Annotated in this window: 24 protein-coding genes; 19 read left to right on the forward strand and 5 right to left on the reverse strand. The window is 64.5% G+C overall.

From position 1 onward, the window contains the following. Positions 1–244 precede the first annotated feature (244 nt). The 8 genes from CV103_RS21510 to CV103_RS21545 all read left to right on the forward strand — a co-directional run bounded on the left by CV103_RS21510 (position 245) and on the right by CV103_RS21545 (position 8,910). Positions 245–535 (forward strand): hypothetical protein, encoded by a 291-nt coding sequence (locus tag CV103_RS21510; protein ID WP_107396173.1) that lies wholly within the window; start codon positions 245–247, stop codon positions 533–535. Then, complete coding sequence (locus tag CV103_RS21515) at positions 525–2,834, forward strand: type IV secretion system DNA-binding domain-containing protein (protein ID WP_107396174.1); 2,310 nt, start codon at positions 525–527, stop codon at positions 2,832–2,834. The genes CV103_RS21510 and CV103_RS21515 overlap by 11 nt, the downstream gene beginning before the upstream one ends. Further along, positions 2,834–5,878 (forward strand): MobF family relaxase, encoded by a 3,045-nt coding sequence (mobF, locus tag CV103_RS21520; RefSeq protein WP_107396175.1) that lies wholly within the window; start codon positions 2,834–2,836, stop codon positions 5,876–5,878. The genes CV103_RS21515 and mobF overlap by 1 nt, the downstream gene beginning before the upstream one ends. Before the next feature lie 50 nt (positions 5,879–5,928). Further along, positions 5,929–6,129: a hypothetical protein gene (locus tag CV103_RS21525; protein WP_107396176.1), complete on the forward strand. Its 201-nt coding sequence runs from the start codon at positions 5,929–5,931 to the stop codon at positions 6,127–6,129. A gap of 12 nt (positions 6,130–6,141) precedes the next feature. Then, a complete protein-coding gene (locus CV103_RS21530) occupies positions 6,142–6,651 on the forward strand; it encodes a DUF2726 domain-containing protein (protein ID WP_107396177.1) in 510 nt (169 codons plus the stop codon). 6 nt (positions 6,652–6,657) lie between these two features. Next, on the forward strand, positions 6,658–7,317 hold the full coding sequence (locus tag CV103_RS21535; RefSeq protein WP_107396178.1) for a hypothetical protein: 660 nt from the start codon (positions 6,658–6,660) through the stop codon (positions 7,315–7,317). A 72-nt stretch (positions 7,318–7,389) separates the two neighbouring features. After that, positions 7,390–8,040 (forward strand): BON domain-containing protein, encoded by a 651-nt coding sequence (locus CV103_RS21540; RefSeq protein WP_107396179.1) that lies wholly within the window; start codon positions 7,390–7,392, stop codon positions 8,038–8,040. Positions 8,041–8,181: 141 nt separating this feature from the next. Further along, entirely contained in the window at positions 8,182–8,910 is a 729-nt protein-coding gene (locus CV103_RS21545; RefSeq protein WP_245897002.1) for a Crp/Fnr family transcriptional regulator, read from the forward strand. 18 nt (positions 8,911–8,928) lie between these two features. Here the strand turns inward: CV103_RS21545 and CV103_RS21550 are convergent, their stop codons facing one another. Further along, entirely contained in the window at positions 8,929–9,552 is a 624-nt protein-coding gene (locus CV103_RS21550; RefSeq protein WP_107396180.1) for a response regulator transcription factor, read from the reverse strand. A 364-nt stretch (positions 9,553–9,916) separates the two neighbouring features. Next, a complete protein-coding gene (locus tag CV103_RS22590) occupies positions 9,917–10,054 on the reverse strand; it encodes a hypothetical protein (protein WP_170112695.1) in 138 nt (45 codons plus the stop codon). On the opposite strand from CV103_RS22590, the gene CV103_RS22270 reads away from it, so the two are divergent. Then, positions 10,053–10,298, forward strand: coding sequence for a hypothetical protein (locus tag CV103_RS22270; protein WP_146163470.1), 246 nt, complete (start codon positions 10,053–10,055; stop codon positions 10,296–10,298). The two genes, CV103_RS22590 and CV103_RS22270, sit on opposite strands and share 2 nt — an antisense overlap. A gap of 22 nt (positions 10,299–10,320) precedes the next feature. Further along, the gene (locus CV103_RS21560) at positions 10,321–10,716 is read left to right on the forward strand and encodes a cupin domain-containing protein (protein ID WP_107396182.1); all 396 of its coding nucleotides are present in this window, start codon (positions 10,321–10,323) and stop codon (positions 10,714–10,716) included. Between the two features lie 107 nt (positions 10,717–10,823). Here the strand turns inward: CV103_RS21560 and CV103_RS21565 are convergent, their stop codons facing one another. Next, positions 10,824–12,377: a bifunctional aminoglycoside phosphotransferase/ATP-binding protein gene (locus tag CV103_RS21565; protein ID WP_211314445.1), complete on the reverse strand. Its 1,554-nt coding sequence runs from the start codon at positions 12,375–12,377 to the stop codon at positions 10,824–10,826. Positions 12,378–12,539: 162 nt separating this feature from the next. Between CV103_RS21565 and CV103_RS23275 the strand changes: the two genes are divergently transcribed. Continuing rightward, complete coding sequence (locus CV103_RS23275) at positions 12,540–13,517, forward strand: sensor histidine kinase (protein ID WP_170112696.1); 978 nt, start codon at positions 12,540–12,542, stop codon at positions 13,515–13,517. Here CV103_RS23275 and CV103_RS21575 read toward each other — a convergent pair whose 3' ends face one another. Next, positions 13,518–14,780: an MgtC/SapB family protein gene (locus CV103_RS21575; protein ID WP_170112697.1), complete on the reverse strand. Its 1,263-nt coding sequence runs from the start codon at positions 14,778–14,780 to the stop codon at positions 13,518–13,520. A 113-nt stretch (positions 14,781–14,893) separates the two neighbouring features. Here CV103_RS21575 and CV103_RS21580 point away from each other — a divergent pair, with 113 nt between their 5' ends. From CV103_RS21580 to CV103_RS21610, 7 genes are all read left to right on the forward strand, one after another. Continuing rightward, positions 14,894–16,261 carry a radical SAM protein gene (locus CV103_RS21580; protein ID WP_342749186.1) on the forward strand — a complete coding sequence of 456 codons (1,368 nt, stop codon included), beginning with the start codon at positions 14,894–14,896 and terminating at the stop codon, positions 16,259–16,261. A gap of 512 nt (positions 16,262–16,773) precedes the next feature. Then, a complete protein-coding gene (locus CV103_RS21585) occupies positions 16,774–18,366 on the forward strand; it encodes a PAS domain-containing sensor histidine kinase (protein WP_107396200.1) in 1,593 nt (530 codons plus the stop codon). Beyond that, complete coding sequence (locus CV103_RS21590) at positions 18,356–18,970, forward strand: response regulator transcription factor (protein WP_107396185.1); 615 nt, start codon at positions 18,356–18,358, stop codon at positions 18,968–18,970. Before CV103_RS21585 ends, CV103_RS21590 begins: the two co-directional genes overlap by 11 nt. Positions 18,971–19,056: 86 nt before the next feature. After that, complete coding sequence (locus CV103_RS21595) at positions 19,057–19,473, forward strand: response regulator transcription factor (protein ID WP_107396186.1); 417 nt, start codon at positions 19,057–19,059, stop codon at positions 19,471–19,473. Positions 19,474–19,520: 47 nt separating this feature from the next. After that, the gene (locus tag CV103_RS21600) at positions 19,521–21,146 is read left to right on the forward strand and encodes an MBL fold metallo-hydrolase (RefSeq protein ID WP_245897003.1); all 1,626 of its coding nucleotides are present in this window, start codon (positions 19,521–19,523) and stop codon (positions 21,144–21,146) included. A 2-nt stretch (positions 21,147–21,148) separates the two neighbouring features. Continuing rightward, the gene (locus CV103_RS21605; RefSeq protein ID WP_107396187.1) at positions 21,149–21,568 is read left to right on the forward strand and encodes a response regulator transcription factor; all 420 of its coding nucleotides are present in this window, start codon (positions 21,149–21,151) and stop codon (positions 21,566–21,568) included. A 118-nt stretch (positions 21,569–21,686) separates the two neighbouring features. Further along, positions 21,687–22,094, forward strand: coding sequence for a group II truncated hemoglobin (locus tag CV103_RS21610; protein ID WP_245897004.1), 408 nt, complete (start codon positions 21,687–21,689; stop codon positions 22,092–22,094). 77 nt (positions 22,095–22,171) lie between these two features. Here the strand turns inward: CV103_RS21610 and CV103_RS23010 are convergent, their stop codons facing one another. Beyond that, on the reverse strand, positions 22,172–22,615 hold the full coding sequence (locus CV103_RS23010) for a hypothetical protein (RefSeq protein ID WP_245897005.1): 444 nt from the start codon (positions 22,613–22,615) through the stop codon (positions 22,172–22,174). Positions 22,616–22,820: 205 nt separating this feature from the next. On the opposite strand from CV103_RS23010, the gene CV103_RS21620 reads away from it, so the two are divergent. Next, entirely contained in the window at positions 22,821–23,795 is a 975-nt protein-coding gene (locus CV103_RS21620; RefSeq protein WP_245897006.1) for a tyrosine-type recombinase/integrase, read from the forward strand. The last annotated feature ends 10 nt before the right edge of the window (positions 23,796–23,805 follow it).

The raw sequence follows: 23,805 nt of genomic DNA on the forward strand, positions 1-23,805 counted from the left end.
CCGAACGCACCTCGGTGCATTGGAATCCTAACGGAAATCAGCACGTTACGAGGAAACGTATCTGTGGGACAATGTGGGACAGATATTTGGGCCATCTAAAAGGACGAAATACCAATGCCTTGGCCGTCCCACGATGAACACGGCTGATTGGTCCCCCAGCTTCGAGTTGCTCCCGGCCTCTCGCTCCGGTATAGAGATGGTCGGTTTCTGAGACCCCACCAGCCTCCCTGCTAGGAGGCTGACATTGAAAACCCCCACAAGGCACTGCACGGTCAGACTCGACCTTGCGCACTATAACGGGCTCGCGGCGATCGCGGCGGAGCGCGGATGCAAGCCGTCCGATGTCATCCGAACCGCGGTTCAGAGCTTTCTCGCCTCCTCCAATCTGATCAGCGCAAGCCAGCGCCGGATCGCGCGCATCAGCGAGTTCCAGCAGCTCGCGCTCGACATCATCATCCGCGAGCAATTTCCCGAATATCGCGACCGCATCATCGCCGAAACCGACAAGCGCCTGGAGCAATATCATGGCGCGTGAGGACATCCGCACGGACGGGCGCCCGGTCCCGCTCACCCATCATTCCGCGCGTGGCCGCGTCCAGCGCAACGCCGGCAATTTCACCCGCGGCAGCCAGCTCCTCACCCACGAGATGATGATGTGGTTCTCGGGCGCGAAGCTGCCTTTCATCCTCTGGTTCTTCGCCTTCATGGGGGCCTGGTTCATCATCATGTCGATCAAGCTCGACGAGCATGGTTTCCAGCTCGTCTGCATGAAGCTCTATGCGACCATCTGGAACTGGGTCGACCTCAATCCGAACAAGCGCGTCAACGTCACGCTGCCCAATGGCGAGCTCTTGCGGACCGTGATGAAAGCGGTCCCCTATATCCCCGAGGTTATCAAGGCCTGGGCCGTCGCGATGCGGGGCCTGCTCGGCGCCTTTCTGGTCTCGATCTTCATCACCATTCCGGCGGCCATCTGGTTCGTCGACATCTCCCACCGGCGCGGCCGTTCGATCCTTCAGGAACGCCATGAACGCGGCGCCATGCTCGTCGATCGCGGCGTTCTGCTCGCGGAAATCAACGAGCACAACCGGATCAAGTTCGAGGAGGAAGCCGCCGATCTTTTCCCCGGCATGTCGTCGCGGCAAGTACTGGCCATGCCGTTTCGCGCGCGCAAGGAAGCCGGCATTCATCATCCCTATACGCTCGCCGGCATCCCCTTTCCGCATCGCACCGAGCAGTCGCATGCGATGCTCATCGGCACCACCGGCTCGGGCAAGACGACCGAACTGAGAAGCCTCGTCACCCAGATGCGCGAACGCCAGGACACGGCTGTCATCTTCGACCTGACCGGCGCCTATGTCGAAGCCTTCTACGATCCCTCGCGCGACACCATCCTCAACCCGATGGACGCGCGTTGCCCCGCCTGGTCGATCTTCAACGACTGCCGCACGCACAGCGAGTTCACCGCCGCGGCAGCGGCGCTGATCCCGTCGGACGGGGGCTCGTCCGAACCCTTCTGGGCGCTCGCCGCGCGCACCCTGTTCATCGAAATGTGCGTGCGGCTTCAGGAACGGGGTCAGACCAGCAATCTCGCTCTGTCCGAGAACCTGATGACCGCGGACCTCAAGCGGGTCCACCGCTTCCTCGCGAACACCATCGCCGACCCGCTCACCGCGCCGGAAGCGGCGCGCATGGCGGAATCGATCCGCGCCGTCTTCAACACCAATGCACAGGTCCTGCGCTTCCTCCCCGATGACGGGGAGCCCTTCTCGATCCGTGACTGGATCACCCGCGACAAGAAGCCCGGCTCGATCCTCTTCGTGACGTCGAGCTACGTCGACTTGCCGATGAACCGGGCGCTCCTGACGCTCTGGATGGACCTCGCCATCAACCGCCTGATGACGCTGCCGCGCACGCGGTCCTTGCGCACCTGGTTCATGTTCGACGAGCTCGGTGCGCTCCACCGGTTGCCCGCGATCGAAAACGGCCTGCAGACCGCCCGCGCCTTCGGCGGCGCGATGATCCTCGGCATCCACAGCTTCGAAAAACTGGTCGAAGTCTACGGCGAACAGGGCGCGCGCAATCTCGCCTCGCTCGCGCGCTCCAAGCTTATTCTGGCGACCGCCGATCTCGACACGGCAGAGCAATGCGCGCGCTACATCGGCAACCGCGAGGTCCGCCAGATGGATGAGGCCTATAGCTACGGCTACAACAACACCCGCGACGCCTCGACGCTCACCCCGCGCAAGCAGGTCGAGCCGCTCGTCATCGCCGACGACATCACCAACCTGCCCTCGATGCACGGCTTCGTGAAATTCCCCGACGGCTTTCCCGCCGCGCGCATTCTGCTCGAGTGGAAGGACTATCCCCAGCTCGCCCAGGGCTTTGTACCAAGACCCGATATTCAGCCCGTTCGGTCGAAGCGCGGAGAGGAAGCGTTCGAGGAGGATGGGGCAGGGGAGGCCGGCGGGCGTGACGGCGCGGGGCAGGTGATCGGAGAGGTGTCCGAGACCACCAATCTTGCGCGTGATCTGGCAGCGAGGATCCTGTCGGCCGAGGTCGAGGAGGAGGAGGACGATGCCGCTCGGCGCGCAGCCCAACGCGCCGACGATCGCGACGAACAGGCAACGCCTGCCACCCATGCCGCGGACAAGGCGGCAGCAACGCGCTCCGGCGGCGAGGAACAGCCCGTCGCCACGCGCGATCGTGACGATCGGCGCGATGGCCACCGGCACGGTGCCACTGCACCGCAGGTCGAGGACCAGACACTCGCCGAACTGCGCCAGGACTTCTCATCGGGCCGCGACCATGATGGCATGGACATGGGCATCTGATGCTCTCCGTCGCCGGCGTCCGCTCCGCTTCCGGTGCCGCGAACTATTTCGCGAAGGACGACTATTACACCGTCGAGGGCTCGTCCGAGATCAGCGCCTGGGGCGGGGAGGGGGCCGATGCGATCGGCCTCTCCGGCGAGGTCTCCAAGGACGCCTTCGAAGGCGTGCTCAACGGCATCCTTCCCAGCGGCGAGGCGGTGGCTCAGGTCGAGAACCGGCGCGCCGGCTACGACCTTACTTTCTCGATGCCGAAATCGGCCTCCGTCATGGCCTATGTCGCCGGCGACAAGCGCGTGCTCGCTGCCAATATGGCGGCCGTCCAGAAGACCATGGCCTGGGTCGAAAAGAACCTCGCCGAGGGCCGCCGCGACGTCGAGGGGCGGAAGGTTCCGGTCCAGACCGGCAACCTCGTCTACGCGCTTTTCCAGCACGACACCAGCCGCGCCCTCGATCCGCAGGCCCACATCCATGCCGTCATCGCCAATCTCACCCGGATGCCCGATGGCAAATGGCAGGCGCTCCACGCGGACAAGATCTGGAGCCACAACAGCATCATCGGTTCGATCTACCATGCCTTCCTGCGCGCGGGCCTCGAACAGATCGGCTACCAGCTCGACCTCAAGGGCAAGCACGGCACATTCGAGATCGCTGGCGTGCCCAAGGCGGTGGTCGAGGAGTATAGTCAGCGACGCGAGGAGATCCTCGACCGGGCGACCCAGCTCGGCATCAAGTCGCCCGAAGGCCTGCGCGAGATCACCAAGCGTTCGCGCGATCCCAAGCTCGATGTCGAGGATCGCGCCGCGCTCAAGCAGGACTGGATCGACCGGGCGGCCGCGCTCGGCTTCAACGGCAAGGATCTGATGGCGGCGGCCGAGGCACGCGCCGGGATGATGCAGCCAGAAGGCACGCTGGAGCGCGGTTACCGGGCGATTGCGGATGCCATCGAAGGCGCGCGCGATCGCCTAGGAAGCCTGATGCGTCCACGCGATCCGCTGGTCGACAATGCGCTGGCCCGCGCCGTCAAATCTCCGGGAGAGGCGCGCGCTCAGCTCGCGGTCGCATCGGCCGTGCGCATTCTTTCCGAACGCGAAGCCGCCTGGCCCGTCGCTCTCCTTAGCAAGACCGCGCTTGATCTTGGCCTCAAGGGCGTCACCGTCGACATGATCGAGAAGCGGATCGACCGGCTGGTCGAGAACCGTCAGCTCATACCGGGCATCGCGACCGCCGCGGACCGGACCGGCCGCATGGTCACCACCCAGGAAGCTCTGCGGACCGAGGAGAAGATCCTCGGGGCCGTCGAGGAAGGAAAGGGGAGGGCGGAGCCGATAATCGCGCCAGCCGATGCTCCCCAGCGTTTGCAGGATGCCGCCGCACTTCCCCTCAATCCGGGGCAACTCGCCGCCGCGACGGTGATCCTGTCGTCCGCCGACCGCACGGTCTCGATCCAGGGCGTCGCGGGTGCCGGCAAGTCGACCATGCTCCAGGCGGTCTCGCGTGTTGCCGAGGCGGAGGGCCGGACGATCACGGGCCTCGCGTTCCAGAACAAGATGGTCGCGGACCTCGGCGAAGGGGCCGGCATCAAGGCGCAGACGATCGCTTCGTTCGTGCTCGAGAACGAGCGGTTCATCGAAGAGCGCGGGACCCAGCGCTTCGATACCGCACGCGAAAAGCTCGGCGGCACCATGCTGGTCGTCGACGAAACCTCGATGGTGTCGTCGAACGACATGCTCAAGCTCCACCAGATCAGCGCCGCGCTGGGCGTCGACAAGCTCGTCCTGGTCGGCGATCGCCAGCAGCTCTCCTCGATCGACGCCGGGAAGGCCTTCGCCATGATTCAGGCGGGCGGCGGCACCATGGCACGCATGGACCAGAATATCCGCCAGCGCACCGATCAGCTGCGCACGGTCGCCGCGCTCGCCAATATCGGCAAGGCCGGTGCGGCGATGAAGGTGCTGGGGGACCATGTCGTCGAGGCGTCCGAGCCTGCCGCCGCCGCGGCCGACATGTGGCTGGCGCTGGACCCAGCCGAGCGCGAGCAGACCGCCGTCTTCGCCTCGGGCCGGGACGCACGCGCCATCATCAATTCGGCGATACAGGATGGGCTCATCGCCGAGGGCAGCGTCAAGGGCGTCGCCATCCATCTCACTGTCTATGAGCGGGTCAACACCACCCGCGAAGAGCTGCGCTACGCTTCGACCTACCGGGCGGGCCAGACGCTCGAAGTGGGTCGGGGCGGGGCGCAGGACATCGGCCTGGCGGGCGGACGCTACGATGTCCTGAAGGTCCACTCCAACGGCAAGATCGAATTGTCGGACGGCCGACGCAAGATTCGGTTCGATCCGCAAAAGCTCTCGCCGACGGAACAGCGCGATCGGCTGCAGCTCTCCGAGAAGAAGGACCTTCAGCTGCGCGAAGGCGACCGCATCCGCTGGACCGCCAACGACAAGGAGCGCGGCCTCCACAATGCCGCGCTCGCGCGGATCATCGGCGGCGATACCGACGGGGTCAGGGTCGAGACTGCAGACAAGGGGGTCCTGACGCTAGGGCTCGGTGATCCCATGCTGTCCAGACTCGACCTTGCCTACAGCCTCAACATGCACATGGCGCAGGGCATCACCACCGACAAGGCGATCACGGTCATGTCGGCGCATGAACGGAATCTGTCGAACCAGCGGCTGTTCAACGTCGGCGTCACCCGCGTGCGCGATGAGCTCACCATGATCGTCGACGACCGGGAGAAGCTCGAGCGCCAGCTCGACATGAATCCCGGCAACAAGACATCCGCGCTCGAAACGCTGGGCCGGCTCGACATCGACGGCAAGAAAGGGCCCGGGGCTCAGCCCCGCGAGAAGTTCGACCCCGGTCCGATCGACGGGGTCGATCTCTCGGACCTTCCGCCGCTTCCGACCGACTTGCCGCCATTGCCGGACAGCGCTGCGCCCGCGCCAACCGCCAGGGACCCGAAGCCGCCGCCGGATCTGAAGCCCGATCGCGGTGACCCGCTGCCGCCGCTGCCGGAGCGCAGCCTGGGCCTCGACCTGTGAACTGGAAAGCCGCCGGCGGAGTGCCCGTGGCAAGGAGAAGGAGACGAACGATGGGTTGGGAATTTGAAGAAGCCGGAAAGTTCGGCAGTGAAAAGGCGGCGGATGACTATGCCCGCCGCAACAATCTCGATCCGCGCGATGTCCAGATCACGCGCAAGGGCGACGAGGTGCAGCTCAATATCCGCCGATCGGCCGTCGATGGCCGCAACCTTCGCGACAATGGCGAGGGCCGCCGGGACGGCTGGGGTTGAAGGGAGGCAACAATGAGCACTTCCGAATTTCTGGCCTCGCTCCTGTTCGTGGCCGTCATCGTGGCGCTTGGCTGGTCGAAGATGTCCCGGGGCTTCGGGCCGCATAAGCCCCTGGAGCCCGTGGCACGGCCGTTCATGACACAGCGCGAGCAGGCTATGCTGGCCGCGCTCGAGCACGTGCTGCCGATGTACCGCATTCACGCGCAGGTCGCGATGGGCGCACTCCTCAAAGTGCCTGCCGTGCCTGGCCGAAGGGTCACGCCGGCGGACTGGAATCCCTTCGCCCGTAAGATCGTCGACTTCGTGATCGAGGATCCCACAACGGGTAGAGTGGTCGCATTGATCGAGATCGACGACCGCTCGCATGATGCCGACAAGGATCGGTTGCGCGATGCGATGACGGCGCAGGCGGGCTATCTGACCCTGCGGATACCGGCAGGCGCAAGACCGACGGTCCAGCACGTGCTCGGCGTCGTTGGCGTTCTTCGCGAAAACGCGGCCGACGCCGCGTACCAGGGATAGTTCGCTATGGGGCTCGACGATCGCGACTACATGCGCGAGCGCTACCGCGCGCGCTCCGGGGCCACGAAGTGGAGCGATCGTGCCGGGCGCGTCGAAGGCGCTTGGTTCGATCCTGTCAACCGGGGCTTCGACTATCAGAAGGGCAGGTTTCGAGGGGCCCGGCGTGGCCGGGGCAGCCTCCTACGCTGGTTGCCTTTCGCGTTGAGCCTGCTGCTGATCGCGATCCCCGCCTATTATTCGCTCAAGCGCGAAGGCTGGCTGCCCGATACCCGGCCGGGCCTTGCGTTCCCCGAGAGCGGCAGCGTCACCATAGGCCCTGGGGTCAGACCAAAGAGCGCCACCGCCCGCCTGACCGTGACGACGTCAAATGCCAATGCGGTCGTCCAGCTCTTTGAACCGGAAAGCGGGCGGCATATCCTTTCGCTCTATGTTCGCAAGAACGAGCAGACGACGACGGTCGTCCCGCCCGGAACCTATCGAATGAAGATCGTCGAAGGGCAGCGCTGGCATGGGCCGAAGGACTTCTTCGGGTCATCCACCACCTACGAGGTCGTCGCGCAGCTGATGACCTTCACCGAGTTGGAGGGCCACCAGATCGACCTCAACAGGCGTCCGAACGGCAACCTGCCGACGCGGCCAAACTGGAGCGCTCCCGCGCCGCTGTAATGCGCGGAGGCAGACGGCTTCTCATGATATTGTCACATCGGCCGCGTAGGTCTTTCGGGCAGGAGGAACCTCATGTCCGATGATCTCGATCTGCAAGAGGCCGTGCTGGATGAACTGCGCTGGGAGCCTCGGCTGGAAGCGGCGCATCTTGGTGTGATTGTCCATGACGACGTCGTGACGCTCACGGGGCACGTCGACACCTATGCCCAAAAGCATGCGGCCGAAGTCGCCGTCCATAGGGTCAAAGGTGTTCACGCGGTCGCGAACGACGTCGAGGTTCGCCTGCCGGCCGATGATCAACGCACCGACGAGGACATCGCCGCCGCAGCGCTCGAACGTCTGGCCTGGGACGTGACCATTCCCGACGGGACGATCCATCTGACCGTCGAGGATGGATGGGTCACACTCGGAGGCCATGTCGACTGGCACTATCAGCGCGAAAATGCAGAGCAGGCGCTGCAGCGGCTCTACGGGGTTACGGGCATTTCCAATGAAATCGCCATCAAGAAGCAGATCGACGCCGGTCATATCAGCGACGACATCATGCATGCGCTGCATCGCTCCTGGTTCTTCGATCCCAAGACGATCGACGTTCGCGTCGATGAGGGGACGGTGTTCCTGAGCGGGACGGTTCACACGCCGCATGATCGGCAGGTCGCGGCGGCAACGGCCTGGGCTGCCCCCGGCGTGACCGACGTCCGGAACGAGATCGACATCGCCTGATCTTCGCGGTCGCCGCACAGCAGCGGCTCGTTACGTATAGTTCCCAATGTCGAGCCGCATGAGCCGAAGCTACCCCCGGTTCATGCCGACAAGAACCCTTGAACCCGCCACGAGCTTGGTGCCGCTTCAGGCCGTTCGCTCATGACCGCGCTTGCTCTCGCGCCCGCCCAGACCTGTCAGGATCCCGCGATCCACGGCTGTGCCGCGTGCCCGGTCCGCATCGATGCCCTTTGCGGGGCCCTCGAGACCCCCGACGAGCTCGAGACGATCCATCGGCTCGGCCGGCGTATCGAAGTGTCACGCGGGCAGACGGTCGTGTGGGAGGGCGATGAATCGCTCGTGGTCGGCAATGTGATCGAAGGCCTGCTCAAACTGTCGATCATCAGCGCCAACGGGACCGAGCAGATCGTCGGTCTCGCCTATCCATCCGACTTCATCGGCAGGCCGTTCGGCGCCAATGCCGGCCACAGTGTGACCGCGCTGGTCGATTCCACCATTTGCGTCTTTCCCCGGCGGGCCTTCGATGCTTTTGCCGAAACCCATCCGCAGCTTGGACAAGCGCTCTTGCGGCGCACGCTCGACGATCTGGACAGGGCACGCCAGTGGATGGTTCTCCTCGCCCGCAAATCGGCGAGCGCGCGCGTCGCAAGCCTTTTGCTGGACATGTGGGACCGTTGCCCGTCCGGACCGGACCGAACGGTCATGCTTCCCCTGTCGCGGCAGCAGATGGCCGATCTTCTCGGCCTGGTCATCGAGACCGTGAGCCGGTCGATCACCGCGCTCCGGGACAAGGGGGTGGTCTCGCTGCCCGGCGGACGACGGCTGGTTGTCGAGGAGCCCGACAGCCTCAAGGCCATCGCGGCAGACTGAGCATCGCTCAGGAACGTCTCATGTCTCGGGTCGGTCCAGTTCAGCGGCGAAGGCGATCCTGAGCGCCTCCGAGAGGGTATGAACGCCGAATTTGACCATGAGGTTCGCGCGATGCACTTCGACCGTGCGCGGCGATATACCGAGTTCGAGGCCAATGGCCTTGTTCGCCAACCCCTGCACCAGCCCACGCAGGACCTGGCGCTCGCGCGTGGATAGACCCGCGACGAGCAGTCTTGCCTCTTGCGCGCGAAGATCTCGCAGCCGCTGTTCGCCCAGGCGCGCGAATGCCTGGTCGAGGGCGCCAAGTACGGCCTCTTTTTCGAACGGCTTTTCGATGAGCTCGACCGCGCCCAGCTTCATGACCTTCACCGCGGTCGCGACATCGCCATGTCCTGTCAGGAAGACGATCGGCATCGCGATGCCGCGCTCAATCATGACCTCCTGAACCTGCAGCCCGTCGATGTCGGGCATCCTTATGTCGAGAAGGACGCAGCCTGGCTCGAGATGCTTGACCTCTTTCAGAAAGGCCGCACCTGTTGCGAACGTCGCGACCCGGTAGCCGGACGTTTTGAGCATGAAACTGATCGAGCGTCGGATAGAGTCTTCGTCATCGACGATATAAGCGATCCGCCGCTCCGTCACACATTCCTCGCCACTGCCGCGTCAGCGAGCTCCACAGGCAGCATGGATGCATCGGCTTTGCCGTGGCCGAGCCGGCGAGCGACGAGATAATGCTCAAAATTCGGACGGCAGACAGCGCACACGACACACCTTGTGTTTCCCCCGCCGCCAGTCGGGACGGTTGATCGCGCGCAAACATAAGGAAAAAACGCGCCCCGCGTATTTCCCGAAGGTATTATATTCCGCAGGCCGCCCGACCGAAGTCGAGAGCCTATGTTTCCCGCGCGACAGCGGGCCGAACCTCACGATCAAGATTGGAACGGCGTCGGCAACCTATGCCGAACGCCGTCTCATGTCCACCCAAAGGGGCAGGGCACCGCAGGGGTCAACGGACAGCGAGCGACCAGATCGCCTGCACGCCGAGTATCAGCGACAGAAGCGCCAGCCCGACCATCATGCGGAGCTGCGGCTGGCTGGCGCGACGCACGGGCGCAGCAGCGGTTCTGATTAGGAAGGCGGTCATGTCCTCGTCCTTTGTCGTCGCCGTGCAACCTTCGGGGAATCTTACGGTCGCCCCCATTCGTAATTTTGCGGAAGGAAGCGCGATCGGTAAGATGATCGCATCGATTGCCAAGCCGGCCTCACGCAGCGGGACCGCGGCGACAGGCGTCTACGTAGCATCCCGGACAGACTTTTCCCGGCTGCCGCGCGAAATTGTGTGGTGCAGGGGCGGGCTCGATCCGAAACCGCCCGACGGCATCGATTGACGCATTTGCGAAAGGAAAATCCATGCGAGGGTTTGTCGCGGATATCGAGGATCTGACCACGGACAATGGCGACTTCCGGCGTGTCCTGTACACGGGCCGCAACCTTCAGCTCGTCGTCATGTCCCTGAAGCCCGGCGAGGAAATCGGCCTCGAGACCCACGACGACCGCGACCAGTTCTTCCGCGTCGAGAGCGGGGCCGGGGAAGTCCTGATCGACGGCGAAAAGACCCCGATCGCCGATAATGACGGGATCATCGTCCCGGCTGGTGCTCTGCACAATGTGATCAATACCGGGGACGCGCCGCTCAAGCTCTATACGATCTACGGCCCTCCCGAACATGTCGACGGAACCGTCCACCGCACCAAGGCCGACGCCGAGACGCACCACGAGCATTTCGACGGTCGGACGACGGAGTAGGCGCCTTCGCGCGCGCCGCTTGTCATCTTGCAGAGGGTTTGCCTGCACCCATCCTTTCCATGAAACTCTGGTGTGTCGGCGACGGTACCCAGACCGCCTGGAGCGCCTTATTCACGAAGAAGCGCCCGGACGTTCTGCGCGACGTCTTCGCGTGGGCCAGCCGCGGTCACACGGTGCCAGGTTCCAAGCTCTCCGATATCGTAACGCTCCTGCAGACGGGCGACGGCGAGGTCCGCATCTGAAGCGTCGTTCTTTCGGCCCTCGATCCTCGCCTGAAGCGTTGCCGGGGGCGCCTCGAGCCATATGCCCGCAAATGAGGCGTCCAGGTCCCTGGCCGTCCCTTCGATCGCGTCGCGTTCCGCGCGGTCGGCGAATACGGCGTCAGCGATCGCCGAATGTCCGGCCTCAAGCGCGCGTGCCGCGAGCATGCCCATCTCCCGGTACACACCGTCGCTGGCCTCCTTGGTGTAGGCGCCCTTGCCGAGCGGATCCTCGGGCTTCAGCCCGGCCATTCGCTTGCGCAAGACATCCGACCGGACGATGCGCGCGCCAGGCGCGCGTCCGAGCTCACCGCCGACGATCCGCGCGATGGTGGATTTTCCCGTGCCGGAAAGACCGCCGATCGCGACCAGACGCGGTGGGGGTGCGTCGAGGAGGCCGATCGCCAGCGAGAAATAGGCCTGCGCACGCGCCACGAGCGGCTGAGGGTTGTCAGAGGCCTTGCCTTGGGCGGCGAGCGCGTGCGCCCGGATCGTCGCGCGAATGGAGAGAAAGAGCGGCAAGAGAGGCAGTCCGTCCTCGTCGCCAGGCGACATATCCAGATAGCGGTTGAAAAGGCCATTGGCCTGGCGCCGTAGCCCGCGCTCCCACAAATCCATCAGCAGGAAGGCGAGATCGTAGAGCACATCGGTGGTGGCCAGTGCCTCGCTGAATTCAAGGCAATCGAACAGGACCGGCTCGTCGCCGATGACCGCAATGTTGGCGAGGTGAAGGTCGCCGTGGCCGTGCCTCACCCGGCCCCTTTCGCTGCGAGCGTCCAGCAGGGCCGACCATTGCCCGCCAAGTAGCAACTGCCGATCGACGAGGCGATCTCTCTCTTCTGCGGCAAAAAGCTCCGGATACCGCGCCAGGCTCTCGCGGTTGCCCTGGATCACCGCCTCGATCACCGTGTGTCCAGCTTGCCCGACTGACGGCGGCGCAGTCTCGTGGAAGGCGGCAATCGTGTCCGCGAGCTTCAGAACGAGTGCATCGTCGAGCCCTCCGCGCTCGACCACATGCTCGAGGAGCGCGTCGTCGGGGAAGCGGCGCATTTCAAGCAGCCAGTCGACAACCTCACCGCCCTCGCCGATCCGAAACGCGCCAGACCCGGTACGGCACAGCGGATGGACCGCCAGGTAGAGCTCAGGCGCGCTCCGGCGATTGAGTTCGAGTTCGGCCGCCAGCGCCGCATGGCGCTGGCCCACGTCCGAAAAATCGAGATAGGGGAAGCGAACGGCGCGCTTCATCTTCCAGGCGCGATCGCCGGCAAGGAAAACATAGGCTGCATGAGTATCGATGCGGCGCGCTCCTTCGCCCGGGCAGAGCGTCCCCGGTGCCTCCAGATAGGCGACGGCATCGGCCTGGGAATAGCTTGGATCCATCGGGATGGTCGATGCCGTCATGTCGCGCTCCGTCGACCCTCGGGTCACGGCGAGATTACGGTGGCGCGCCGTTCGGCTCCATCAGGAAGTCTACTAGGACCGTCGCTGAGGATAGAGTTACGTAACTTCCCGAATTCACCTCCAACTGTTCGCGCGCGATTCAAGCAAGAGAGGAGGGGCCTCATGCTGGACGCCGCAACGCAGATCTCGAGCCGCGAAAACATTCATGATTTGCGCAACCTCTTTGGAATCGTCGCGTCGGCAAGCCACCTTCTTGAGGGTCGGCTGCCTCCCGAAAAGCGATCGCTCATCCTCGATGCGATCTCGGATGCTGCGCGACGTGGCGGACATTTGACGACAGCCCTCCTCGCCAAGGATGCCAATCCCATGCTCAAGCCGTTCGACCTCAATGAACATCTGGGAAAACTGGAAGGGCTTCTTGCCGCGCAGGCGGCGCCAGGGCTGGATATCTACCTCGACATTTCAACCTCGCGCTCGCCGGTCAAACTCGATTCTGCCTCCCTCGACGCCGCCATCCTGGAGCTTGTGGCCAATGCCCGGACGGCCGTTCGGGCAGGCGGGACCATCCATGTCCGAACCAAGCGGATCGGCCGGCGTGTCTGGATTCTGGTCGCAGACACCGGCGTCGGTGCAAGCCGGGCCAGGCTCGACGCCATCCTGGCGGGCGAGACGAAGGCCGGCGCGAACGGCTCGGGGCTTCGGCGGGTGCGCCGTTTCGCGGAAGCCGCTCACGGGCGGCTGCTGATCCGCAGCCGCGAGGGGAGCGGCACCGTCGCCGCGCTCGCTTTGCCGGTCACACTCTTTCTCGGCGCGAGAAGCCAAGCGGCCAACCCGGGATTCCCTCCCGTCTCGGACCGAACTCGGTCCAGGGCGCGAGGACGGCGGGGCGCCCAACAGCCGGCCGTGTCCGCGCGGCAGTGGACGGTCCGGCACCCTCAACCCGAAAAGCAGGAGCATGCAATGGCGACCCAACCCGGCGCTCCGGAGCCAGACATCGTCCGACCGCAATCCCCACCCGAGAGACCAGCGCCAGCTGATCCGGGAGAACGTCCGCAGCCGGGCGGCCCTGAAATCCTGCCAGATCAACCCGATTTCGATCAGCCCGACGTCTCTCCGACCGAAATTCCCGGCACGCTGTGATCACCGCACGGCCAGGACGCCGGCGATGCCGACTGCCGAGGCGACCACCGAGCCCACGAGAGGAGCCGCGGCCTTCCATCCCTTGTGCTGCGGGCCGGCCAGGACCAGGGCGAGCACAGCTTTGAACGCTGTGTTCGCGAGGACCGGAACGGCCAGGACAAGTCCCGCTGCGGTGCCATCGAGCGTGTTTTCGGGCATGCCCGACAGGGTCAGCACGGCCGCATCGACGTCCATCATCCCTGTCAGGCCGAGCACCACGACGATGCCCTGATCGCCATATTGCCGCATCGCCCAGCGCGCCGCGACCGCCATAGCCGCTACCAGACCGGCAAGGATCAAGGCCGGACGAAAATCGAGCGGGTTTCCGAGGCTGATGTCGCCGGCGTTCGCTTCGTCGCGGCGATGGCGTAGAGCCAGCAATGTCGTCAGACCGCCGACCATGAATGCCGGCACCATCGCGATCGCCAGCGAGACCGCGGCATGAGGCACCAACGCCGTCGCCAGTACCTGAACGCGCACGAACATCACCAGCGACGCGAGCGCAATACCGGCCACCAAGGCGCCCTCGGGGCCGTCATTCTGCTTGAGACGCCGCGCATAGCTTGCGGTCACCGCCGTGGATGAGACGAGCGCACCGCACAGCGCGGTAATCATGATCCCTCTCGCCGATCCCAGACGGCGTGAGGCGACATAGCCGACAAAGGACAGGCCGAGGACGATGACCACCACCAGCCAGATTTGCCGAGGGTTCCAAGCCCCAAAGGGGCCAAAGTGGCCATCGGGGAGGAGCGGCAGGACGACCAGGGCGACGAGCGCGAACCGGGCGATCGACTCGACCTCTTGCTGCGACATGCCCTTCAGCATCGCGTGGGCCTGACTGCGCATCGTGAGGATGAGCGTCGTCACGGCCGCTGCCGCCAGCGCCTCCGTCACCATGCCCCTGGTTGCCAGCATCCCGAGCGCAAAGGTCACGACTCCGACCAGCGTATTCGTCACCGACAGGCTGGCTTCCCGCAGCAGCGCGTTGCGATAGCCGATCACCAGGCTGGCGAGGATCGCAAGGGCCATGACGGCGGCGACGATGTCGGGAAGATAGCCGGCGATCCCGCCGGCCAGTCCGAGCAGCGCGAATGTCCTCAGCCCGCTCACGCGGCTGCCATCGGCGGCATCGCGCTGGCGCCACCCGCGTTCGATCCCGATCAGTATCCCGACGGCGAGCGCGGCTGCCAGCCCGCGGAAGATCATATCGTCGAACAGCGTCATGCGTCGTGACTTGCTCCTGCGCCCTCACGCGCTTTGGTTACTGCGGTCTGCAATGATTGGCCCGGCCACAGGATGTCAATTCGGGCGCTACCCTATTGCCCGCGCGTCCCGATTTGATTGCCATCAAGGCAAGCGCCGGGAAGAGGGGCCATATCCGCGGCATGTGGCCCTATTTCCCCGATCTCCTCGACCGCGCCGTCCCGCGATATACGAGCTATCCCACGGCGGCTGAATTCGCTGAAGGTATGGCTGAGGAGCCCTATCTCCGCCAGCTCGCGGCCGTCGATCCACGACAGCCAGTCTCGCTCTACGTCCATATTCCCTACTGCCGGGAGATATGCTGGTACTGCGGCTGCAACACCGGCGCGGCGGGGCGGGCCGGGCGCCTCCAAGCCTATCTGGACGCGCTGTGCGCGGAGGCAGACCTCGTATCGGCGGCGCTTCCGCCAGGCGTCGAAGTTGCGCGCATCTCTTTTGGCGGCGGTAGCCCGAACGCCCTGTCCGCACTCCAGTTCATTCGCCTCGCAGATCATCTGATGACACGTTTTCGCGCGTTCAGTCCGTTGTTCTCGCTCGAGCTCGATCCTCGGGGACTCGACTCCGCCTGGGAGCATGCCATCGCCGGCCTGGGCATCGCGCGCGCAAGCCTTGGCGTCCAGACCCTGGCGCCGCACGTTCAGTCGGCGATCGGCAGGCATCAACCGCTCGAGATGATCGAGAGCGCCGTGGAGCTTCTGCGCCGTGCCGGTGTCGGCTCGCTGGGCTTCGATCTCATGTACGGGCTGCCCCACCAGTCGGGCGCGGATCTCGCTGACACGATCGACATGGCGCTGACGCTCCAACCCGACCGTTTCTCAGTGTTCGGCTACGCGCATCTGCCTGCAGCAATACCCCGGCAGCGGCGCATTCAAGGCGACGCGCTGCCTCGAAGCAGGGAGCGCTTCGAGCAGGCCATGCTGGCCGATCGGCTGCTGCTCGAGGCAGGATATGTTCGAGTTGGGTTCGATCACTATGCGAAGCCGGACGATCCTCTTGCCCGCGCAGCCGGTGCCGGAGGGCTCCGGCGAAACTTCCAGGGGTTCACCGACGATGATTGCGATGTCCTGATCGGTCTCGGGGCGAGCGCGATCAGCAGCTTCCCCGACCTCCTTGCACAGAACGAGAAGAATGCCGGCCGCTATCGCATGCTGGTATCCGACGGCCGGGCGCCCATTCGCCGGGGCGTGCTACGCGGGCCGGAAGACCAGCGCCGGGGGCGGCTGATCGAGCGTATCCTATGCGACGGGACCGTGAGCCTTCCAGCGGACCTCAACGCCGTGATCGGTCCGCCGCTCGGCGTTTTCCTGACGCGAGGGCTGGCGACGCGGGAAGGGGACACAATCGCGCTGACGGAGAATGGGCGGCCCTACGCGCGGGCGCTCGCCTATCTCCTCGATGGTCACCGCGCCGAAGGGGAAGGTGCCTTCAGCAAAGCCGTGTGATCGTTCGGGTGTCCGCGTGGCACCGGAATCCCGCTCCTCCGCCGGGTGACGGTCGGCCGGGCGGGCACCGCTTGCGCGCTAAATCATAGCGATCCCATAACATCTCTTGGCCGACCCGCGCCCCGATTGCTACTATCGCAAGCGGGGGACGGCGAGTTCGAATGCTGGCTCGCTCCCACTATCGCAAAGGGAGACGCCACATCCTCAAAGCACGCCGCGAAGCTGGAGAGAACCAATCCGGTTTGCCGGACATCACGCATGGTGCCTCGTTGGGCCGCATGCGAGGTTCCGTCCTGCTTGCGGTGATAGTCTTTACCGCGATTTTCCTGGCGCTGCGCCTGCTTCCGCCGGTTTTCAGCGACCCGTTGCTGCAATTTCTGGCCGCGCTCGCACTCACGGGCCTGATCGGCCTGCGCTTGCCGCTCGCCTTTCCATTCCTCGCCGCGGTCGCGGCGATCACGTTCCTTGGCGTCGTCACCTCCGAAGGCGAAATTGCGACGCCGCGCGGGTGGATGGGCGGCGTCGCGTTTCTTGTCGCCCTCGGGCTTCTTGCCAGCCGCAAGACCTTAGTCCGTCAATCCCCACCCGAAGCTGGCGGTGACGCAGCCGTCGCAGAGGAACTGAACCTCCTGATCGATGGGGCCGAGGACTACGCGATCTATATGCTGGACCCGGAAGGCCGCGTGACGATCTGGAACCATGGCGCCGAGCGCCTGATCGGCTGGACCGAAGCGGAAATGGTCGGCAAGTCGGCCAGTCTCTTCTACCCTACCGACACGATCGATGCGGGCCGGCCAGCTTCGGACCTCGCGGCTGCGCGCGACCAGGGCAAGGTCGAGCTCGACGACTGGAGGGTCCGAAAGGACGGAAGCGAATTCCTCGCCCACGTCTCCATCACGTCGCTTCGCGGTCAAGACGGGGCGCTGCGCGGCTTCGCCACTATCGTGCGCGACATAACCGACCAGCGCGCTGCCGAAGGGGCGCTGCGGACCAGCGAGAACCACCTTCGCTCGATCCTCTCGACCGTCCCGGATGCGATGATCGTGATCGACGAACGCGGCATCATGATGTCGTTCAGCGCCGCTGCCGAACGGCTCTTCGGCTACACGCAGGCCGACGTCGTCGGCAAGAATGTCAGCATGCTCATGCCCTCTCCCGATCGCGAGCGCCATGACGGCTATCTCGACCGGTACCTGCGCACCGGGGAAAAGCGCATCATCGGGATTGGCCGCGTCGTCTTCGCGGCGCGCAAGGACGGTACGACCTTTCCGATGGAGCTGTCGGTCGGTGAGGCCACAGGGGAGGGGCAGCGGTTGTTCACCGGCTTCATCCGCGATATCACCGACCGCCAGCGGACCCAGGAGCAACTCGAGGAGCTTCAATCCGAACTGATCCACATCGCGCGTGTAAGCGCCATGGGGACCATGGCCTCGACGCTCGCGCACGAACTTAACCAGCCGATCACCGCCGTCGCCAACTATGTCGAAGCCGTCCGCGATCTTCTGGCTGTGCCCGATCCGGAGGATCTGCCGATGATCCGCGAGGCGCTGCAGGATGCCGTCGGCGAGGCCATGCGCGCCGGACATATCGTCCGCCGGCTTCGCGACTTCGTTGCCCGGGGCGAAGTCGAGAAGACGGTCGAGAAGCTGCCGCTGCTGATCAACGAAGCCGCCGCGTTCGGCCTTTTGGGCGCAAACGAGAAGTCGATCGAAGCGCGTTTCGACATCGACCATGACGTCGCGGACGTCCTCGTCGACAAGATTCAAATCCAGCAAGTCCTGGTGAACCTCATCCGCAACGCGGTCGAAGCGATGAGCACATCCGAGGAGCGCGTCCTCACAGTCTGTACCGAACCCGACCAGCCTGGTTTCGTCAGGGTGACCGTGGCGGACACTGGGCCTGGCGTCGCGCCCGAGGTGGCCGCGCAGCTTTTCACCGCGTTCATCAGCACGAAAAGCGAAGGAATGGGGCTGGGGCTCTCGATCTGCCGAACGATCGTCGAAGCAAATGGCGGCAGGATATGGATGGAACCGCGAAAAGGTGGCGGTACACAGTTTCATTTCACTTTGGTAAGAGCGGAGCCGGAGAAGTTGGATGGGCGATAAGCGTTTAATTCATATAGTCGACGATGAAGATTCCATCCGCCGATCTGCCGGGTTCATGCTCAAGACCTCCGGCTTCGCGGTCGAGACCTGGACATCGGGCGTCGAGTTTCTGAAGCACGTCAAGAACGCGGAGCCGGGCTGCATTCTGCTCGACGTCCGCATGCCCGAAATGGACGGCCTCGAGGTCCAGCAGGCGTTGGCCGAGCGCGGCGTCGCGATGCCTGTCGTGGTCCTGACCGGCCATGGCGATATTTCGATCGCGGTCCGGGCGATGAAAGCCGGCGCAGTCGACTTCATCGAGAAGCCTTTCGAAAAGGCGGTGCTGATCTCTGCGATCGAGACCGCCTTTGCCCGCCTGGACGATACCGAGGGCCGCGCCAGCCGATCCGCCGAGGCTGCCGTGCTTGTCGCAGGGCTTACCGCCCGCGAGCAGGATGTCCTCAAGGGTCTCGCGCACGGCCTGCCTAACAAGACGATCGCCTACGATCTTGGCATTTCGCCCCGCACCGTCGAAGTGCATCGCGCCAACCTGATGACGAAGCTCAACGTCCGCAGTCTTTCCGAAGCCCTTCGCATCGCATTCGCCGCCGGGCTCAACACCTGACCCCTAGGACGATTACGTAGCGACCTTCGGCGCCGTTCCTGACATTTCCCGTCGACCAGCAATCGCGCTGGAGTTGATGGTGTATCATGGCAGGCGAAAATATCGCTACTCCGTCCCCGGATCGTCCCCGACTTCTTCTCGTCGAAGATGACGCTGGTGTCCGGCGCTCGCTACAGCTCTTGCTGCGTGCGCGGGGCTTCGACGTGCGGGCCTATTCCGCGGGGGCCGCTCTGCTCGCCGACCCGCTTGCGGACAGCGCGGGCTGTTTCGTCGCCGACTACAGCATGGACGATCTCGACGGTCTCGAGGTGCTCTCGCGCCTTCGCTCCCGAGGCTGGACCGGTCCCGCCGTTCTGATCACCGCCTTTCCGACCGCCGATCTTCGGGAACGCGCTCTTGCCAGCGGTTTCGACGAGGTCCTGGAAAAGCCGTTCCGCGAGCATGTTCTTGGCGACACCGTGGTACGCCTCACGCAAGCGCGCGAGGCTCATCGACTTTCATAGCCCCGCCGCGACGAGCCGGATCAAATATCGAAAATTGGAGAATTTGGATGGAGGCACCCGAGCTCATCTTTCATGGCGCAGCGCAGACCGTCACCGGCTCCTGTATGGAAGTCGCATGGGGCAAGCACCGGATTCTCATCGATTGCGGAATGTTCCAGGGATCCCGGAGCCTCGAGCGCTGCAATCACGACCCGTTCGATTTCCGGCCCGAGGCCATCGATGCGGTCATCCTCACCCACGCCCATATCGATCATAGCGGCCTCTTGCCGCGCCTGGCGGCAGAGGGCCTTAAGGCTCCGATCTTCACGACATCGCCCACGATGGACCTGATCGGCTATATGCTCGCGGACTCGGCCCGCCTCCAGGAACAGGATGCCGCGCACCGCAACAACCGCAAGGACCGCGCGGACGAGCCGAAGGTCGAACCTCTTTACACCATGGCGGACGCCGAGGCTGCGCTCGCGCTGGTTGAACCCGTCGAGCTGGGCGACTGGTTCGAGCCCGCTCCCGGCTTTCGGGCGCGGCTGTGGAACGCCGGCCACATTTTGGGATCGGCCTCGGTCGAACTCGAGGTTGGCGGCGTCACGACCCTTTTCTCGGGCGATCTCGGTCCGACGCCGAAGACGTTCCAACTCGCCCCCGACGGCCCGTCCGACATCGACTATGTCGTGTGCGAGAGCACCTATGGCGACCGCGACCGCGAAGATGTGACGATCGCCGAACGACAGGCTCTTCTCGAACAGGAAATTCGCGACGCAATGAGCCGCGGCGGCAATCTCGTCATCCCGGTCTTCGCGGTCGAGCGGACGCAGGAACTGCTGTTCGACATCGCCAGTCTCATGAACAGCGGCCGTCTTCCCGAGCGGCAGGTCTTCATCGACTCGCCTCTCGCGACGCGCGCGACCAGCGTCTTCGCCAAGCATGATCATGAGCTTGCGGCGATGGGGGAGGGGGAGGTGTTCCGCCTGCCCGCATTCCACTATGTCGAGAACTCGCTGGAATCGATGCGGCTCAACACCACGTCCGGCGCGATCATCCTTGCAGCTTCGGGCATGTGCGAAGGTGGGCGTATCCGCCATCATCTCGTCCACAACCTCGCCCGCCAGGATTCGACGATCCTCTTCGTCGGATACCAGGCCGTAGGAACGCTCGGCCGGATCATCCGCGATGGCGCCGAGCGGGTGCGCATCTCGGGCCGCGACATAGCGGTGCGCGCGCGTATTCGCGCAATAGACAGCTATTCGGCCCATGCCGATCGCAGCGATCTGCTCGCCTGGATCGGCAAGCGCACGCCGATCAAGGGAACGCTTTTTCTCGATCACGGCGAGGAACCCGCGATCGCGGCGCTCAAGGCAGCGAGCGAGAAGCTGGTTGCCGTTGCCGACGTCAGGGCGCCGGCGCTGGGCGAACGCTACAGTCTCGTGCCGAACGGTCCGGCGAAGAGACTGTCGACTGGCGATCCCGTCCGACAGCGGTGCGTGTCGCGCGATTGGCAGAACGATTACGCCGATTTCACAGTGCATCTCAAACGCAACCTGCAGCGGATCTCCGACGAAGCGGCCCGGCGCCACGCGCTCGAGCAGATGCGCAAGGTGCTCGATGACTATGACCATTTCCGCGAAGAGCGCCGCCATCGTGCGGAGGAGACCCCTTCGCAGAGACGCCGACGCTGACCATGCCGGTAACCCTTCCATCGGACGAGAAGCCGCCGTCGATCGCCGTCATCGGAGTAGGTCCGTCCGACCAGTTCGCCCTTGTCGAGGCGATCGACAGACACCGGATACAATGGGGCGGCGTCGTTGATAACCTTCCGGCGCTGGGATCGATGGCCCCCGGGGCGTCGGCGGTGATCCTCCTAGACGGCGACGGGTTGGCACTGCAGTTGATCGAAGTCCTCGATCAAAATGCCGCTCTTCTATCGAGAAATGCGGTTATTCTTCAGATCAGCAAGCCGCCGGTGCGGCTGGCGGTCGCCGCGATGCAGCGCGGTGTCATCGACGTGCTGGTCAAGCCGTTGAACGCGGTACGCCTCGACGCTGCGCTCCAGGACGCTGTGATGGAATGCGAGCGTCGCGTGCGCGCCCCTGCGCGCTGAACGTCCGAGTCATGGTTTGACGTCGGTCAAATCCGCAATCGACCGGTCATTCTACAAGCGGCTTCAATGGTGTCGCGCGCGCCAAGAGCGCCCGCGATCCAAATAGATGGAGGATAGCGTGGCGGCAGCGCAGGAAGCAGCGTCGAAGACGCCTTTTGACCTGATCGGCGGAGCGGACGTGGTCCGCACGATCGTCGATCGCTTCTACGATCTCATGGACGAGGAACCGGCATATGCACGGCTGCGCGCCCTCCATGCCAGCGACCTCGCGCCGATGCGCTCCTCGCTCTCCGGTTTCCTCAATGCATGGCTCGGCGGCCCGCGAGACTGGTTCGCCGAGCATCCCGGTGTCTGCGTCATGTCCGCCCATGCCCGCATTGCGGTCGACCAGGAAACGGCCGAACAATGGGCCGACGCCATGCGCCGGGCCATCTACGAATCCCCCGTCGATGCCAACCTGGGTGCCCGGATGTCGGAGGCGCTGACCTCGATGGCGCAAGGCATGATCAAGCGGGCCGCGGCCTGACCGCCCGCTTCCGCCCTTCAATTTGAGCGGGAACCCTCCCCACAGCCGGGTTCCCGCTCTCTCCGCCCGCACTCTCCTCAGGCGCCAGGCGAAGAAACGGCGTCCGTATCCTTCTCATCCTTCGTGCAATGATCGGCCGCTTCACGCAAGATGCTGGCCCAGCAGCCGATCAACAGGCCCTGCGGGCGGTCGTTTTCCGAAGTGATGGTCGCATAGATGGCAAGGATGTCGGCGAGCTCGCGCATCGGGATGACGCCGGCGCGACCGAGCACGGATGCGAGCACAGTCAAGGTTCCGCCCAAGGCGCGAACCGCGGCTGGGTCCATTCGCAGTTCGTCCGGACCCGCATCCGCCAGGGCATCGTCTATCAGCCCGGGCTTAACGCCTTTGACAAGATCGTGCGCCAGCTGGAGGTGAGCGGTTGCAGTGTCATGCTCGCTCGCGCTGCCGAGCAGCTCAAGCGCCTCTGCCATCAAAGCGACCGCGCGCCCGACCTCTGGCTTGGTTTCCGGCTCGGTCACGCGGTCTGCTCGCGCAATGGCAGCGGCGCCACATGGCCGGGTTGGTGTGAGAGGCTCCCGCTCCGCCACGGACCCGTTTTTACCGGTTCGCAGAAGTCCACTGGTATCGACTTTTCTCTCCTAAAATCTGACACTTAACAGGTCAGCTTAGCCATGGTCGTCCGGAGCCGTTCGGAGCAATCCGACGAATCGAAGGTACTGGCGCATGGTATCGGCGGTCGAAAAGTATGGTATCTGGAGAAGATCGTTGCTCAGTGATGCAAAAGCCCGCGCGGCCAAGCCGCGCCCTAAGCCCTACAAGTTGACCGACAGCAATCAGCTGTTCCTTCTGGTGACGCCCAGCGGCGGGAAGCTCTGGCGTTGGAACTACAAATATGACGGAAAGCAGAAGTGCATGGCCTTTGGCGCCTACCCGCTTATATCGCTTGCCGATGCGCGCGGGAAGCGCGACGAGGCCTACTCGGTGCTGTGTGAAGGCCGCGACCCGACCGTGGCGAAGAAGCTCAAGATCGAAGAGAATATCGATGCTTCACGGCGGACGTTCGAACGCGTCGCTCGCGAGTGGCATGAGAACGCCAAGGCGCAATGGGCGAAGATCCATGCTGCTGACATCATCCGTAGCCTCGAGCGTGACGCCTTTCCGGCCTTCGGCAACCTGCCGATCGCGCAGTTGACTCCGCCGCTTATCCTGGCGGCCCTGCGCGAGATCGAGGCGCGTGGGTCGATCGAGACGGCCAAGCGCGTCCGGCAGCGCATCTCCGCCGTCTTCGTCTATGCGATCGCGCAAGGGATAGCGGCTAGCGATCCTGCCGAGAAGCTCGGTGCCGTGCTCAAGCCCCTGCGCAAGGGACGACAACCGGCGATCACCGACCTCGTGCCGCTGCGCAAGATGATAATCACCGCCGAGCAGGACTATGCTCGCCCGGTCACCCGGCTGGCGCTGCGCTTCCTTGCGCTTACGGCAGTCCGGCCGAGCGAGCTGCGCGGCGCCTATTGGGACGAGTTCGAAGATCTGAACGGCAAGGAGCCGCTCTGGCGCATCCCCTCGGCGCGGATGAAGGGCGATCTCGACCGCAAGGAGGAGGCAGATGGCGATCATCTCGTGCCTCTTGCGCGGCGACTGACAGGATGCGAGCGTAGCGACAATCAAGATGAGAATCGGTTGTTGGGGTGTCGGTGAAGGGCGGAGG

It is taken from the genome of Edaphosphingomonas fennica (genome assembly GCF_003034225.1).
GTDB classification, from domain to species: domain Bacteria; phylum Pseudomonadota; class Alphaproteobacteria; order Sphingomonadales; family Sphingomonadaceae; genus Sphingomonas_E; species Sphingomonas_E fennica.